The organism is Pseudomonas sp. GW821-FHT09A09, from assembly GCF_059418405.1.
Genome location: NZ_JBWKPU010000003.1, coordinates 1 through 14,831, shown reverse-complemented (window position 1 = coordinate 14,831; position 14,831 = coordinate 1). Strand labels below are relative to the sequence as shown.

General features: G+C 62.7%; 11 protein-coding genes. 8 read left to right on the top strand and 3 right to left on the bottom strand.

From position 1 onward, the window contains the following. The first annotated feature begins 175 nt into the window (after positions 1 to 175). Genes mqo through fumC form a run of 3 tightly spaced genes read left to right on the top strand, consistent with a single transcriptional unit; the run spans position 176 to position 4,379 of the window. Positions 176 to 1,675: a malate dehydrogenase (quinone) gene (gene mqo / locus AC07OV_RS02985; protein WP_495091502.1), complete on the top strand. Its 1,500-nt coding sequence runs from the start codon at positions 176 to 178 to the stop codon at positions 1,673 to 1,675. Beyond that, positions 1,668 to 2,930, top strand: coding sequence for a threonine/serine exporter family protein (locus AC07OV_RS02980; protein WP_495091501.1), 1,263 nt, complete (start codon positions 1,668 to 1,670; stop codon positions 2,928 to 2,930). Before mqo ends, AC07OV_RS02980 begins: the two co-directional genes overlap by 8 nt. A gap of 3 nt (positions 2,931 to 2,933) precedes the next feature. After that, positions 2,934 to 4,379 (top strand): class II fumarate hydratase, encoded by a 1,446-nt coding sequence (gene fumC / locus AC07OV_RS02975; protein ID WP_495091500.1) that lies wholly within the window; start codon positions 2,934 to 2,936, stop codon positions 4,377 to 4,379. A 47-nt stretch (positions 4,380 to 4,426) separates the two neighbouring features. Here fumC and AC07OV_RS02970 read toward each other — a convergent pair whose 3' ends face one another. Next, entirely contained in the window at positions 4,427 to 7,036 is a 2,610-nt protein-coding gene (locus AC07OV_RS02970) for a type III effector HrpK domain-containing protein (protein WP_495091499.1), read from the bottom strand. A 455-nt stretch (positions 7,037 to 7,491) separates the two neighbouring features. Here AC07OV_RS02970 and AC07OV_RS02965 point away from each other — a divergent pair, with 455 nt between their 5' ends. After that, the gene (locus AC07OV_RS02965; protein ID WP_495091498.1) at positions 7,492 to 8,814 is read left to right on the top strand and encodes an OprD family porin; all 1,323 of its coding nucleotides are present in this window, start codon (positions 7,492 to 7,494) and stop codon (positions 8,812 to 8,814) included. Here AC07OV_RS02965 and AC07OV_RS02960 read toward each other — a convergent pair whose 3' ends face one another. Beyond that, positions 8,815 to 9,291, bottom strand: a complete 477-nt coding sequence (locus AC07OV_RS02960; RefSeq protein WP_176996147.1) for a winged helix-turn-helix transcriptional regulator — start codon at positions 9,289 to 9,291, stop codon at positions 8,815 to 8,817. Positions 9,292 to 9,398: 107 nt separating this feature from the next. Between AC07OV_RS02960 and fabF the strand changes: the two genes are divergently transcribed. After that, on the top strand, positions 9,399 to 10,667 hold the full coding sequence (gene fabF / locus AC07OV_RS02955) for a beta-ketoacyl-ACP synthase II (RefSeq protein WP_495091497.1): 1,269 nt from the start codon (positions 9,399 to 9,401) through the stop codon (positions 10,665 to 10,667). A 38-nt stretch (positions 10,668 to 10,705) separates the two neighbouring features. On the opposite strand, the gene AC07OV_RS02950 is transcribed toward fabF, so the two are convergent. Beyond that, positions 10,706 to 10,999 (bottom strand): hypothetical protein, encoded by a 294-nt coding sequence (locus AC07OV_RS02950; RefSeq protein WP_495091496.1) that lies wholly within the window; start codon positions 10,997 to 10,999, stop codon positions 10,706 to 10,708. A gap of 94 nt (positions 11,000 to 11,093) precedes the next feature. On the opposite strand from AC07OV_RS02950, the gene AC07OV_RS02945 reads away from it, so the two are divergent. From AC07OV_RS02945 to AC07OV_RS02935, 3 genes are all read left to right on the top strand, one after another. Beyond that, positions 11,094 to 12,047: a GlxA family transcriptional regulator gene (locus AC07OV_RS02945; RefSeq protein WP_495091495.1), complete on the top strand. Its 954-nt coding sequence runs from the start codon at positions 11,094 to 11,096 to the stop codon at positions 12,045 to 12,047. A 46-nt stretch (positions 12,048 to 12,093) separates the two neighbouring features. Beyond that, positions 12,094 to 12,474, top strand: coding sequence for a RidA family protein (locus tag AC07OV_RS02940; protein WP_178921187.1), 381 nt, complete (start codon positions 12,094 to 12,096; stop codon positions 12,472 to 12,474). A gap of 298 nt (positions 12,475 to 12,772) precedes the next feature. Continuing rightward, positions 12,773 to 14,752, top strand: coding sequence for a peptidase U32 family protein (locus AC07OV_RS02935; protein ID WP_176996150.1), 1,980 nt, complete (start codon positions 12,773 to 12,775; stop codon positions 14,750 to 14,752). Positions 14,753 to 14,831: the final 79 nt, after the last annotated feature.

The following is a 14,831-nucleotide window of genomic DNA, read 5'->3' as shown; positions in this document are numbered from 1 at the left end:
TCAACTTAGGCTGCCTATTTATTCGCATCGACATCACCAAAAAGTCTTTACCACGCAAAGACGCCTGCCCTGCCCTACACACTAACCGCTCGCAGTAGCGGAACTCTTTCGTGCCTGTGCTTTTGAACTAACAACGTTTTCAACGCTGTTCAATCCCTACTGAAGGTGAACGCCCATGCCCAACGCAACAGTGTCTAGAACCGTCGACGTGGTCCTGATCGGCGCCGGCATCATGAGTGCAACGGTCGGTTCAATGCTCAAGGAGCTGGAACCTGGCCTTGACGTGGCGATGTACGAAGCGCTGCACGATTGCGCCCAGGAAAGCTCCGATGGCTGGAACAACGCCGGCACCGGCCACGCGGCCAATTGCGAGCTGAACTACACCCCGCTCAAACCCGATGGCAGCGTGGACATCAGCAATGCCCTGGAAGTGAACGTCGAGTTCGATGTTTCCCGCCAACTCTGGACGTACCTGGTGCGCAAGGGCGCGATTGCCGACCCCGCCGTGTTTATCCATGCCTGCCCGCACATGAGTTTTGTCACCGGCGAAGAGAACCGCGACTTCTTGCGCAAACGCTACGCAACGATGTCGGCCCATCACTGCTACCACGGCATGGAGTACAGCGAAGACCCGAGCGTAATTGCGGGCTGGGCGCCGCTGGTGATGGAGGGACGTGACCCCAAGATTGTCGTGGCCGCCACCCGCATGGCCACAGGCTCGGACGTCGACTATGGCGCCCTCACCCACCTGCTGGTTGGGCAACTGGCGGAGCAACCTGGCTTCAGCGTGCATTACCAGCACCAGGTCGTTGACCTGAGCCGCGGCGATGACGGCCACTGGCGGGTCAAGGTCAAGGACCTGAGCACCGGCAACACCGAGATCACCCAGGCCAAGTTCGTGTTTATCGGCGCCGGTGGCGCTTCGATCGAGCTGTTGCAGAACGCCGGCATTCCCGAGGGCCATGGCTATGCCGGCTTCCCCGTAAGCGGTATCTGGCTGCGCTGCGATGTGCCGGAAGTTGCCGCCTGCCACCAAGCCAAAGTCTATGGCAAGGCGCCCCACGGGTCGCCACCGATGTCGGTGCCGCACCTGGACACGCGCATTATTGGCGGCAAGCGCTCAATGCTGTTCGGGCCCTATGCCGGGTTCTCCAGCAAATTCCTCAAGTCCGGCTCCTACCTGGACCTGTTCAAGTCGATCCGCCCGGCCAACCTCGGGCCGATGCTGGACGTGGCCGTGCACAGTTGGGACCTGGAAAAGTACCTGATCAGCCAGGTGACCCAGACCGCCGATGAACGCTTCGCCTCGCTCCAGGAGTTTTTCCCCCACGCCCGCCAGGCCGACTGGAAGGAAGCCGTGGCTGGCCAACGCGTGCAGATCATCAAGCCGACTGGGCACGGCGGCGGCCAACTGGTGTTCGGCACCGAGCTGATCGCCGCTGAGGACAAATCCATCGTGGCCTTGCTCGGCGCCTCCCCCGGGGCCTCTACCGCCGCGCACATTGCCCTGCAAGTGCTGCAAAAATGCTTTGCCGACAAACTCACGGCGCAAGCCTGGCTGCCGCGCCTGAAAGAAATCATTCCTACCTACGGCATCGACCTCAAGACCGACGGCGACGCCCTCCGTGCCTCCCGCGCCGACACCGCGCAGGTGCTGGGCCTGCAGAATGTCTGAGGTGTCACTGGCGCGTGCGGCGCACCTCACGGCGCGTCTCGGGCGGATCCTGCTGACCCACGGCGCCGACACCGCACATACCCAGCGCATGCTCACGGACGTGGGCCGTGCCTTGGGCCATACGGTGCAGGTGCTGGTCACGGCGGATGCGCTGCTGATCACGGTGGGGACCGAGGCGCAGTTCCAGACCAAGGTCGGGCATGCGTTGGTCGGCATGAGCGTGGACATGGGCACGCTCATGGCGTTGCAACAGCTGGTCGACAGCATCTGCCTGGGCACACTGAAAGCCCAGGCGATAGATGCGCAACTGGACGCCGTGGAGTATGCCCCTCAAGACCACGGCGCCATGACCATGGCTTTGGGCATTGGCCTCACCGCCGCCTCGCTGGCCCGCCTGTTTGGTGGGGAATGGTCGGTGGTGGCCGCCGCGTTTGTGGCCGGCGTGCTGAGCGCGCTGCTGCGTCGCGCCTTGGGGCGTCATGCGGTGAATGGCGTGGCGGTGGTGTTCATCACCGCGCTGCTCAGCGGCCTGTGCAGCATCCTGGTGTTGCGTGCCTTCTCGGGTGCATCACCGGTGCTGTGCCTGACGGCGGCCGGCATGATCCTGGTGCCCGGCGTGCCGTTGATCAATGGCGTGCGTGACCTGGTCAGCGGTCATCCCGGCAATGGCCTGGCGCGCATCGCCATGGGAGCGATGACGGTACTGGTGATCGGCTTCGCCTTGTTTATCGCCGCCGCCCTGCTGGGTGACAGCCTGCCGGTGGACAGCGGCCCGGGATCGCTGCCGCTGGGCCAAGACATGCTGTTTGCGGCCACCGCTGCGGCTGGCTACGCACTGTTCTTCAATGTGCCCTGGCGTGTGCTGTGGGTGTGCGTGCTGTGCGGCATCGCCAGCCATGGCCTGCGCACGCTGTTGCAACAGCATGGGCTGGACCTGGCCTGCGCCTCGCTGGTCGGGGCGTTTGCCGCAGGCCTGGTGGCACTGCTCGCCGGGGCACGTTTGCGGGTGCCACCCGTGGTGTTCGCCTTCCCTGGCATCGTCGCGCTGGTGCCGGGTTCCTATGGGTTCCGCGCCGGGATCGGCGGTTTGCAATGGATGTCCCTGGGGGCCGATTCACCGCTGGTGTTGATCGCCGACACCACTTCACTGGCGATCACCACCGTGATCGTCAGCGCTGCCATTGCCGTGGGCCTGCTGCTGGCCCTGGCGGTTCGACCTGAACGCCCAATTTCCGGACCTTTATCCAAGGGGTAAGCCATGACAGACACCACATTGCGCGACATCGCCATCGGCCTTGACGCCATCGGACACCGCAGCGAATTCGACAGCATGGGCACGGTGCCGGTGCCTGCCGACAAATACTGGGGGGCGCAGACCCAGCGTTCCCTGCAGCATTTTTCCATCGGCGATGACCGCATGCCCAAGGCGGTGTATCACGCCTACGGCGTGGTGAAAAAAGCCTGCGCCCTGGTCAATGCGGACGCCGGGCGCCTGCCGCAATGGAAGAGCAACGCCATCGTACAAGCCGCCGATGAAGCCATTGCCGGCGCGCTCGATGAGCATTTCCCGCTGTATGTGTGGCAGACCGGCTCTGGCACCCAGTCGAACATGAACGTCAATGAAGTGCTGTCCAACCGCGCGATCCAATTGCTCGGCGGCACCCTTGGCACCCAGCACCCAGTTGGCCCCAACGACGACGTGAACATGGGCCAGTCGTCCAACGACAGCTTTCCCACCGCCATGCACATTGCCGCCGTGACCGTGATCGATGAGCGCCTGGTGCCGGAACTCAACCGTCTCGCCGAGACGATTGAACGAAAAGCCCAGGGCTGGATGGACGTGATCAAGGTGGGCCGTACGCACTTGCAGGACGCCACGCCCCTGTCGGTCGGCCAGGAATGGAGTGGCTGGGCCGCGCAGATCCGCTGCTGCAGCGCCGAGATCGAGCGCAGCCGTGAGGGGCTCTACGAACTGGCACTGGGCGGCACCGCCGTGGGCACCGGGCTGAACGCACCCAGCGGTTTCTCGGCAGCCATCGCGGCCAAGATCGCCGAACTCACCGGCAAACCCTTTGTGACGGCGCCCAACAAGTTCATGGCGCAGGGCTCGCTCGACGCCATGGTCCGCGCCAGTGCCGCCTTGCGCGGTGCGGCGGTGGCATTGATGAAAATCGCCAATGACATGCGCTGGCTTGCCTCTGGCCCACGTTGCGGCCTGGGTGAATTGCAACTGCCGGCCAATGAACCGGGTTCCTCGATCATGCCCGGCAAGGTCAACCCGACCCAGTGCGAAGCCATGGTGATGATCTCGATCCAGGTGATCGGCGATGACACTGCCATCGCCTTTGCCGGCAGCCAGGGCAATTTCGAGCTGAACGCGATGCGCCCGATCATCATCAACAACTTCCTGCATTCGGCGACGATCCTGGCCGACGGCTGCGCGAAGTTCCGCACCTATTCGGTGGAGGGCACCGAGCTGGACCGCGAGAAAATTCAGGGTTACCTGGACAACAACCTGATGCTGGTGACGGCGTTGTCACCGGTGATCGGCTATCAGAATGCCGCGCACATTGCCGAAGACGCCCAGGCCACAGGTTCGACCCTGAAGGCGGCGGCGTTGAAATCCGGCAAGGTCAGCGAGCAGGACTATGACCGGATCATCGTGCCTGGGGACATGGTGGGCACGGGGGTCGCTGGCGCGTAACGAAGCCCATGCACCTGTGCCGGGTGACCGGCACAGGTCATCCACGGTCAATAATTGGCGTTGGGATTACCCACGTCCACATAGCCATTTTTCGGTGCGATGATCACGTCCAGTGGCGGCGGCGTCACGCCGAACCCCTTGAACTGGTCCGACAGCCCCTTGTACCAATCCTCCTGTTGTTTCTTGCGTGCATTGTCAGCCTTGATGTCGGCAATGATCGCGTAGATCAGCCCACCCACCGCCGCAATCCCGCCGACTGCGCCCGCCAGTGCACCGGCTGCGCCGCCGATGGCGCCTGCCGCTTCTGCCACGCCGGCGGCCACGGTGGTGATGCGCGGCACCACATAGGTGGCGACCTCCACCGCGCCCGCGACTGCCGACAAGCCATTGAGGCCAGCGAACGTACCCTGAAAACCCGCCGCCACCTTGTCACCGCTTTGCGCCGAGTTCTTCGCCGAAATCGCCCCAGTGACCAACCCCAGCACGTTGCCCGCGACACCGCCCAGGCTCTTGCCGACGTTCTCCACGTCTTTCACGAATTTGGGCGCATCAAACTTGTAGGTGCCCTGTTTGGTGCGATCAAACTGGTCCTGGACGAACTTGGCGCCGCCCTCCATGAACAAGCCCGCCGCCTGGAACGACTGGCCCACAGTCTGCGCGGTACTGCCGCCTTTGCCGCTGGCGATCCGGGTGCCGATGGCGCCGGCCAGCAACACCCCGGAAACCCCGTGCATCACGCCGGCCTTGTAGGTCGCGCTGACCCCGGCCGGCAGTTTTCCGCCCCAGGTGCTCTGGACCTTCTTGATGGCGTCGTCGAACTTGGCGCCGCCGCGCATGGCGTCTTCCACCGCGCGAATGCCGCTGATGATATCGGCGGTTTTAGGTGGCGCTTCGCCGGGCGGGGTGAAGGCGGCGATGTTGTCGTTGATGACTTGTTCGAGGCGCGGGTCATTGGCGCCGGTCACGCCCAGGCCACGGTAGAAATCATCGATGGACTGGCCCTTGAGCAAGTCCTCGCGGCCCATTTTGGCAGCCGCGTCATTGAAGCTCGACGTGCCCGCCTGCACGGTCTTGTCATCGAGCACGGCGTCGAAGATCGCCTTGTTCACTCCGGACTGGATCACCGCCTTGTCTGCCGGCACGCCACTGGCGATCAGGTCGTTCATCTCTTTGCCGGAGGTGATGTTGGCGTAGTCAGCCTTGACCCTGTCCTTGATCGCCTGCGGGGCATTCTCGAAGGCTTTCTTGTAGTCCGGCTGCTTGCCCAATGCCTGGGCGTAGAAATCGGGGTATTTGATAAAGCTCGACAGCGCGTCGGTGGTGCTCACGCCTTTGGGGGCAAACGCATTTTCCAGAGCGTCGGTGCTGGATGACGCTTCCAGGCGGCGCTCCATTTCGGCTTTCAATGCCGGGTCGGCGGCGACCATTTTCTGCAACTGCTCGGTGCCCTGGGTGTTGAGGAACTGCTGGACGTCGGGGTCCTTGCTGAGCTTGTCGATACGGCTTTGTACATCGTTGATGAAGTCTTCGCGCTGCTGGCCCGGCGACTTGCCTTCGCCGGACCATTCATTGGCGCCATCCGGACCCTGATGCGCAAAGGCGTCGGCGCCGGCCTTGTAGTTGGCCAGGCCGGTGGACAGCTCGATGATCGCTGCCGTTTTATCCGCACCGCTGGCGCTGGTGTTGCCCGTGGTGAAGTAATCGGCGCCGACTTTGGAAGCATCACCCCCGGCAGCCTTCACGGCGTCTTCGGTGGCCTTGGCGTTGAGGTCCTTGATCTGGTCGTCGGCGCTGTTGCCGTCCAGGCCCTTGAGGTTGTCGTAGCCGTACTTGCCAAAGTCCTGCAGGCGCCCGGCCTCGGTACCGTGGCGGGCTTCGCCGTCCTTGGTGAAGCCGTCGATCTTGCCGTTGCCCACATCGCCGCCGTCGATGTGCTTGCCGGTCTCGTCGTAGTTTTCGACGTAGTTGAGCACTTGCGCGGCGCGCCACGCAGCGTCCGGGTCGTGTTCGAAGTCACCGACACGTTCGCGCAATTTGTCTTTTACGCCACTCTGGTTGCCGAGGTTCTTGAGCAGCGGGTTGTCGTCGATGATCTGCTGGGCGCTGCGGGTGTCGCCCACCGGCCGTCCTTCACCCGGCAAGGGCAAGTGGTTGGAGGGCGCGTCGCCCTTGGGTGGCGTCTTGGGTTTGCTGACCGGTAGCTCACCCTTGAGGGTGTCCCAGCCGTATTTGCCGAAGTCCTGCAGGCGCCCGGCCTCGGTGCCGTGGCGCGCATCGCCGCCTTTGGTGAAGCCGTCGATCCTGCCATTGCCGGCGTCATTGAGTTCTGCCCGCTTGATGGTGGGCTTGCCGTTTTCGTCGAGTTTCTCGATGTGTTCCAGCACGCGGCTGGCGCGGTAGGCGGCGTCCGGGTCATGTTCGAAGTCCCCCACGCGCTCGCGCAGCTTGTCTTTCACGCCGCTCTGGTTGCCGAGGTTCTTGAGCAGCGGGTTGTCGTCGATGATCTGCTGGGCACTGCGAAAGTCACCCTGGGGACGCTTTGTATCGGGACCGAGACGGTTGTCGCCCGGCTGATTGTCTACCGCCCTGGACACTGCTTTGTTCCAGTTCGCGTTATCGCCTGCGGCGGGTTTGCTATCGACCGGATTGACCTGCATCACCTATCTCCTAGTACGGCGTGGGAGAAGGGATTATTGAGGGGTAAGTGCAACAGTCTTGTTACACAGACAGCATTATCGGCGCAATCATACTGCCATCACCGGGTGACGGTTATAGATGAATATTTATATAGATTAGTTTAACTAAGCATAAAAAATCCGCCGCAGAGCCTGCGGCGGCAAACCAAAGGTTTTTGTCGAAGCAGAGCGGCTAAGACCTGTTCAACGCTACACCTGCGCTCGGTTAAACATAGTGAAGTTTAATTAATCGAGTTTAATCATACACAGGGCTGCAGGCCGCGCAGTCTGTGCTTAGAATCAGCTTCGGCACTCACGCCGAACACAATAAAAACGGCAACGCCTCACTTCAAACCCTGCCCATAAAACCTATGCATTAACCAAATAAAGTGCGGTGTTTCTGTGCGCGCGTTAATTATTCCGGGGAAGTAAACAACATGATCAAACAGTGGAGCCTGTTAACACTGGCCGTGTGCGCCAGTATCAGCCAAGCGGCCTTCGCCGAGTCCGTCAGTGACCAGGCCGATTCCAAGGGGTTTATCGACGGCAGCAGCATCACCGGGCTGTTGCGCAACTACTACTTCGACCGCGACCGACAAAGCGGCAAGGCCGACAACCGCGACTGGACCCAGGGCGCGATGCTCAACTACGCCTCGGGCTTCACCCAGGGCACCATCGGGTTTGGCGTGGATGCCTATGCCTATGGCGCCATGAAACTCGACGCCACCCACGCCGATGCCGGCACCGGCGAATTGCCCACCGACCGCAATGGCGACCCCAAGGACGGCTACGGCTCCGTGGGCGCAGCAGTGAAGATCAAGATTTCCAAGACCCAGCTCAAGTACGGTGACATGCAGCCCACCGCGCCGGTCTTCGCCACCGGGGGCACGCGGATCCTGCCGCAGACCGCCACCGGTTTTGACCTGACCAGCAGTGAAATCGCCGGCCTGGACCTGGAAGCGGGTCACTTCACCAGCACCAACAGCGGCATGACCAGTGACCATGAGCACGACATCTACGCCACCTACGCCAACGTTGCGGCCAAGAGTGCGAGTTTCGTCGGCGGCAAATACACCTTCACGCCGTCCTTGAGTGCGACGGTGTACGCCGGTGAGCTGGAAGACATCTGGCGCCAGTACTACACCAACCTCAACTATGTGTTGCCGTTGGGTCATGACCAGTCGCTGGCACTGGACGGCAACCTGTACCGCACCCTCGACACCGGCAGCGCCAAGGCCGGTGCGATCAACAACACCACGTATTCGTTGGCGGCGGCCTATTCGTTCCTGCAGGCCCATACCCTGACGCTGTCGTTCCAGAAAGTGCACGGCGACACGCCTTTCGACTACATCGGTACCGGCAACAACGGCGCCGGCGAAGGCGGCGACTCGGTGTTCTTGGCCAACTCGATCCAATGGGGTGACTTCAACGGCCCGGGCGAACAGTCCTGGGGCATTCGCTATGACCTGAACATGGCGAGCTACGGCGTGCCGGGCCTGAGCTTCATGACCCGCTACGTCAACGGTACCGACATCAACGGCACCCACACCCCGGCCAACAGCGCCTATGTGGGCGACTACGGTGCCGACGGCAACCATCACGAGACCGATGTGGAAGCCAAGTACGTGCTGCAAAGCGGCCCCGCGAAAAACCTGTCGCTGCGCGTGCGCGATGCGATGGTTTCATCCAACGCCGATCAGCGTGACGGCAAGCTCAATGAGCTGCGCCTGATCGTCGACTACCCGTTCACCCTGCTGTAATCACGCCGGGCTCAGCCGTTGGCGCATACCTGCGCTGGCGGCTGGACCGGCCTGCACCACGCACTGCTCAAACGGCACCAGCGCACCTTCGGCGGTGGCCATCATCGGCTGCACCGGCAGGCCCGTGTCACGCTGCACCACCTCGACACTCCTGCCCTCCTCGGCAAAATGCCGATTGCCCCACGCCACCAGCGACATCAGCACCATTCCGAAGTCCTCACCCCTGGCGGTGGGCACGTATTCGTAACGCGGTGGCCGCTCGCTGTAGGCCCGACGCTCCAGCATGCCCGCCTCCACCAAACCATTGAGACGACGGGTCAACATGTTCGGCGCGATGCCCAGGCTGCGCGAGAACTCATCAAAACGCCGCAAGCCATGCAACGCATCGCGCATGATCAACATGCTCCACCACTCCCCTACCCGTTCAAGGCTGCGGGCAATCGGGCATTCTTCACTGACAAGGGATTTGCGTTGCATCGGCGTTCCTGTGTGCGAGTACAAACTTGTGTGACGCCATGTTACTTTCATGATGATAGTGACGTCCATAGGGTCTTTACCCTCAACGCAACCGGAGTCGATTGATCATGAGTAAACGTATCGTGGTGACAGGCATGGGCGCACTGACGCCGTTGGGTGCCAGTGTTGAATCCACCTGGCAACGCTTGCTGAACGGGCAATCGGGCATTCGTCGCCTGCCGGAAGAACTGATCGGCGACCTGGCCGTCAGCATCGGCGGCCAGGTGCAGAGCGTGGAGCAAGACCCCCAAGCCGGTTTTGACCCGGATCGGCTGTTGGCCGCCAAGGAGCAACGCAAGATGGACCGCTTCATCCTGTTCGCCCTGGCGGCGGCGGATGAGGCGTTGAAGCAAGCCGGCTGGGCACCGAAGACGGTCGAGGAGCAGGAACGCACCGCCACCATCATTGCTTCGGGCGTGGGCGGCTTCCCGGCCATTGCCGATGCTGTGCGCACCACTGACAGCAAAGGCCCACGTCGCCTGTCGCCGTTCACCATTCCGTCGTTTCTGAGCAACATGGCGGCCGGGCATGTGTCGATCAATTATGGTTTGAAAGGCCCATTGGGCGCGCCTGTGACCGCCTGTGCGGCGGGCGTGCAAGCCATTGGTGACGCCGCGCGGATGATTCGTGCCGGCGAGGTGGATGTGGCCGTGTGTGGCGGTGCCGAAGCGGCGATCCACCGGGTCAGCCTGGCGGGTTTCGCGGCGGCGCGGGCGCTGTCCAACGACTTCAACGACAGCCCCGAGCGCGCCTCCCGCCCGTTTGACCAGGCTCGCGACGGCTTCGTCATGGGCGAAGGCGCCGGCATCCTGGTGATCGAAGAACTGGAACACGCCCTGGCCCGTGGCGCCCAGCCGATTGCCGAGCTGGTGGGTTACGGCACCAGTGCCGATGCGTATCACATGACCGCCGGCCCGGAAGATGGGGACGGTGCACGCCGGGCGATGACCCAGGCGCTGCGCCAGGCCGGCATCGAACCTGCGCAAGTGCAGTACCTGAACGCCCACGCCACCTCGACGCCCGTGGGTGACAAGGGCGAACTGGCCGCGATCAAGACGGTATTCGGTGCCCAAGGCAGCCCGGCGATCAGCTCGACCAAATCCGCCACCGGCCACTTGTTGGGCGCTGCGGGCGGGATCGAGGCGATCTTTACCGTGCTGGCCTTGCGTGACCAGGTGGCCCCGGTGACGCTGAACCTGGAAAATCCGGACGCGCTGGCCGACGGGTTGGACATGGTGCGCGGTGAAGCCCGGCCATTGCCGATCGAGTATGCGCTGTCCAATGGCTTCGGGTTTGGCGGGGTGAATGCCAGCGTGCTGTTCCGCCGCTGGGCATGAACTAACAGGCGCCGTCGACTACCGACGGCGCCTGCCGGTCAGTGGCCTTGCAACAGCAAGCCGAGCGGCGCCAGCGGGCCGACGGGGATGAACTCGCACTGGCTCAGGCCCTCATCGCCCAGGGGCAGACCTTCTACCAGGGCTTTGGCTTCTTCGATGCTCTGCACTTCCAGCAGGAAGATCACACCCAGCACGTCGTGCCGAAACCAGAATTGCTCGATCTTGCCGTCCAGGTACAACTGCAGGGTGGCGGGGACTTCCTTGGGCATGATCCGCGCTTGCTGCTCAGGGCTGAGTGGCTGGGGGATCGAGACGATGGCCATGACTTTCATAGTGTTGCTCCGGTGAGGTTTGGAGCCGCCAATATGGCAGTCGTGGGCGCGATGCAGTATCGTCCTAAATGCCAACTTTGAGACCATTTACGCCATGCGCTTATCCATCCTTGCCCTGGAAGGTTTGTTCGACACCGGGCTCTCGGTGTTTCTTGATGCCTTCTCGTTAGCCAACACGCTTTCGCCCACCGGACCGGTGTTCGAGGTGTCCCTGGTCGGGGTACGCAAGAAGGTACACACCCGCCATGGCCTGCTTATTCCGACCCAACCGATCAATGACCAGCACAAACCCGACTTGGTCGTCCTGCCTGCGCCGGCCACCGCCAGCCCTGAGCTGTTGGTGCCCGCACTGGCGCGGGCGGATGTGCGTGACGCCAAGACGCAGTTATTGAAATGGCATGCCCAAGGCGCGCAAATCGCCGCGTCGTGTGTGGGCACATTTTTCTTCGCCGAAACCGGCCTGCTGGACCATCGCCCGGCCACCACCACCTGGTGGCTGGCCCCGCTGTTTCGCCAGCGCTACCCACATGTGAAACTTGATGAGTCACGCATGCTGGTACAGACCGATGTGGGCGTGACTGCAGGCGCCGCCATGGGCCACCTGGACCTGGCGCTGTGGCTGATTCGCCAGGCCAGCCCGGAATTGTCGAATGTGGTGTCGCGCTACCTGCTGGCGGATATTCGCACCTTGCAGGCGCCGTACATCATTCCCAACCACCTGGCCCAGGCCGACCCGTTGATCCTGCGCTTCGAGCGCTGGTCGCGGGAGCGGCTCAAGCAAGGTTTCTCGCTGCAGGAAGCCGCCTCGGCCCTGGCCACCAGCCGCCGTACGCTGCAGCGGCGCTGCGAAGACGTGCTGGGCAAGTCACCGCTGTCGTACTTCCAGGACCTGCGTGTGGAACGTGCGCAATCGCTGTTGCACGGTGGCGATATGGACATCGAGGCGATTGCCAGTGAGGTCGGTTATGCCGACGGTTCCACCTTGCGCACCCTGTTGCGCCAACGCCTGGGCCGCGGCGTGCGCGAGCTGCGCAGTGACCTGCGCTGAGCCAAGAGGTTAGACTGACGGCCCTTTTTCCTGCCAAGAGAACCCCATGGCCAACCACGACCTGTCCTTTACGCCCGATCCTGACGCCGACTCCATTTCTTCCGATGTGATCGGTTTCAACGGCATCCTGGTCTCCACCCAGGTGCCAACCCGCGCCGATGGCAGCCTGGAGCTGGGCGATATCACCCTGCAAAGCGAATGCACCCTGCAAGCCCTGAAAGTCGCCCTGGAAAAAGCCGGCAGCTCCATGGACCGGGTGATGCACCTGACCATCTACCTCACCGACATGGCCGATCGCGCCGCGTTCAACGAAGTCTACAAGCGCTTTTTCGCCAAACCATGGCCGGTTCGCGCCGCCGTGGGCGTGGCCGCCTTGGCGGTACAAGGCATGCGCGTGGAAGTCACCGCGATGGCGGCCAAGGCCTGACACCCACTGTAGGAGCTGGCTTGCCAGCGATGGCGGCGGCACAGCCAATAAAGATGTAGCCTGAACCACCGCCTTCGCAGCCTCGCTGAAGCTCGACAACTCCCACAGGGGACCGCGTTCACCCGTTGAAATGCGCTCGACTGTGGGAGCTGGCTTGCCTGCGATGGCGGCCGCACGGCCAATACAGATATCCCCTGACCCACCTCGCCAAAGCCCGACAGCCCTGCGGTAGATGCTGCCCAGGCATTTCACGGCTACAATGCGCGCCTCAACCGTGACAAGCCTGACTAAAAAAACTATGTCCTTGCCCAAGCATCACCTTGAATTGCTCAGCCCTGCCCGCGATGTCGCCATCGCGCGGGAGGCTATCTTGCATGGCGCCGACGCCATCTATATTGGCGGCCCAAGCTTCGGTGCCCGCCATAACGCCTGTAACGACGTCAGCGATATCGCCGGGCTGGTCGAGTTCGCCCGCCGTTACCACGCGCGCGTGTTCACCACCATCAACACCATCTTGCATGACAACGAACTGGAACCGGCGCGCAAGCTGATCCATCAGCTCTACGACGCCGGCGTTGACGCCTTGATCGTGCAGGACATGGGCGTGATGGAGCTGGATATTCCGCCCATCGAGCTGCATGCCAGCACCCAGACCGACATCCGCACCCTGGGTCGCGCCAAGTTCCTCGACCAGGCCGGTTTCTCCCAGTTGGTCTTGGCCCGAGAGCTGAACCTGCAGGAAATCCGCGCCATCGCCGACGAGACCGATGCCGCCATCGAGTTCTTCATCCACGGCGCGCTGTGCGTGGCGTTCTCCGGGCAGTGCAACATCTCCCACGCGCAGAACGGCCGCAGCGCCAACCGCGGCGACTGCTCCCAGGCTTGCCGCCTGCCGTACACCTTGAAAGATGACCAGGGCCGCGTCGTGGCCTTTGAAAAACACCTGCTGTCGATGAAAGACAACAACCAGAGCGCCAACATTCGCGCCCTGGTCGAAGCCGGTGTGCGTTCATTCAAGATCGAAGGCCGCTACAAGGACATGGGCTATGTGAAGAACATCACCGCCTACTACCGCCAGCGCCTCGATGACGTGCTCGAAGACCGCCCGGACCTGGCCCGCGCGTCCAGCGGCCGTACCGCACACTTCTTCCTGCCCGACCCGGAAAAAACCTTCCACCGTGGCAGCACCGACTATTTCGTCACCGACCGTAAGGTCGACATCGGCGCCTTCGACACCCCGACCTTCACCGGTTTGCCGGTGGGTGTGGTGGAAAAAGCCGGCAAGCGTGATCTGCAAGTGGTCACTCATGAGCCACTGTCCAACGGCGACGGCCTCAACGTGCTGATCAAGCGCGAAGTGGTGGGTTTCCGCGCCAACATCGCCGAGCCTAAAGGCGAATTCGAGGAAGACGGCGAGAAGCGCTACCGCTACCGCGTCGAGCCGAATGAAATGCCGGCCGGCCTGCACCAGTTGCGCCCGAACCACCCGTTGAACCGCAACCTGGACCACAACTGGCAACAGGCGCTGCTCAAGACCTCATCCGAGCGCCGCATCGGCCTGACCTGGGCTGCTCGTCTGCGCGAAGAACAGCTGGAAGTGACCGCCACCAGCGAAGAAGGCATCAGCGCCAGCGTGACCCTGCCCGGCCCGTTTGGCGTCGCCAACAAACCGGAACAGGCGCTGGACACCCTGCGTGACCTGCTTGGCCAGTTGGGCACCACCGAATACCACGCCACGAACATCCAGCTGGATGCACCGCAAGCGTTCTTCATCCCCAATTCGCAGCTCAAGGCCTTGCGTCGCGAAGTGATCGAAGCGTTGACAGCTGCCCGTGTGGCCGCTCACCCTCGTGGCGGACGTAAAGCCGAGACCACACCACCACCGGTGTACCCGGAAGCGCATTTGTCGTTCCTGGCCAACGTCTACAACCAGAAAGCCCGCGACTTCTACCACCGTCATGGGGTGAAGCTGATCGACGCGGCCTTTGAAGCCCACGAAGAAACTGGCGAAGTGCCGGTGATGATCACCAAGCATTGCCTGCGGTTCTCGTTCAACCTGTGCCCCAAACAGGCCAAGGGTGTGACCGGGGTGAAGACCAAGGTCGCGCCGATGCAGTTGATTCACGGTGATGAAGTGCTGACCCTGAAGTTCGACTGCAAGCCCTGCGAAATGCACGTGGTTGGCAAGATCAAGGGCCATATCCTCGGCCTGCCACAACCGGGTAGCTCGGTAGAGCATTTCAACCCCGAAAACATCATCTTCCAAGGCACCCATTAACGGTAGTGGGGGGGGGGGGGGGGGGGGGGGGGGGGGGGGGGGGGGGGGGGGGGGGGGGGGGGGGGGGGGGGGGGGGGGG

What these genes read in the sequence shown, in the direction of transcription:
- mqo (WP_495091502.1), top strand. Translation starts at nt 176, where the DNA reads ATGCCCAACGCAACAGTGTCTAGAACCGTCGACGTGGTCCTGATCGGC.
- AC07OV_RS02980 (WP_495091501.1), top strand. Translation starts at nt 1,668, where the DNA reads ATGTCTGAGGTGTCACTGGCGCGTGCGGCGCACCTCACGGCGCGTCTC.
- fumC (WP_495091500.1), top strand. Translation starts at nt 2,934, where the DNA reads ATGACAGACACCACATTGCGCGACATCGCCATCGGCCTTGACGCCATC.
- AC07OV_RS02970 (WP_495091499.1), bottom strand. Translation starts at nt 7,036, where the DNA reads ATGCAGGTCAATCCGGTCGATAGCAAACCCGCCGCAGGCGATAACGCG.
- AC07OV_RS02965 (WP_495091498.1), top strand. Translation starts at nt 7,492, where the DNA reads ATGATCAAACAGTGGAGCCTGTTAACACTGGCCGTGTGCGCCAGTATC.
- AC07OV_RS02960 (WP_176996147.1), bottom strand. Translation starts at nt 9,291, where the DNA reads ATGCAACGCAAATCCCTTGTCAGTGAAGAATGCCCGATTGCCCGCAGC.
- fabF (WP_495091497.1), top strand. Translation starts at nt 9,399, where the DNA reads ATGAGTAAACGTATCGTGGTGACAGGCATGGGCGCACTGACGCCGTTG.
- AC07OV_RS02950 (WP_495091496.1), bottom strand. Translation starts at nt 10,999, where the DNA reads ATGAAAGTCATGGCCATCGTCTCGATCCCCCAGCCACTCAGCCCTGAG.
- AC07OV_RS02945 (WP_495091495.1), top strand. Translation starts at nt 11,094, where the DNA reads ATGCGCTTATCCATCCTTGCCCTGGAAGGTTTGTTCGACACCGGGCTC.
- AC07OV_RS02940 (WP_178921187.1), top strand. Translation starts at nt 12,094, where the DNA reads ATGGCCAACCACGACCTGTCCTTTACGCCCGATCCTGACGCCGACTCC.
- AC07OV_RS02935 (WP_176996150.1), top strand. Translation starts at nt 12,773, where the DNA reads ATGTCCTTGCCCAAGCATCACCTTGAATTGCTCAGCCCTGCCCGCGAT.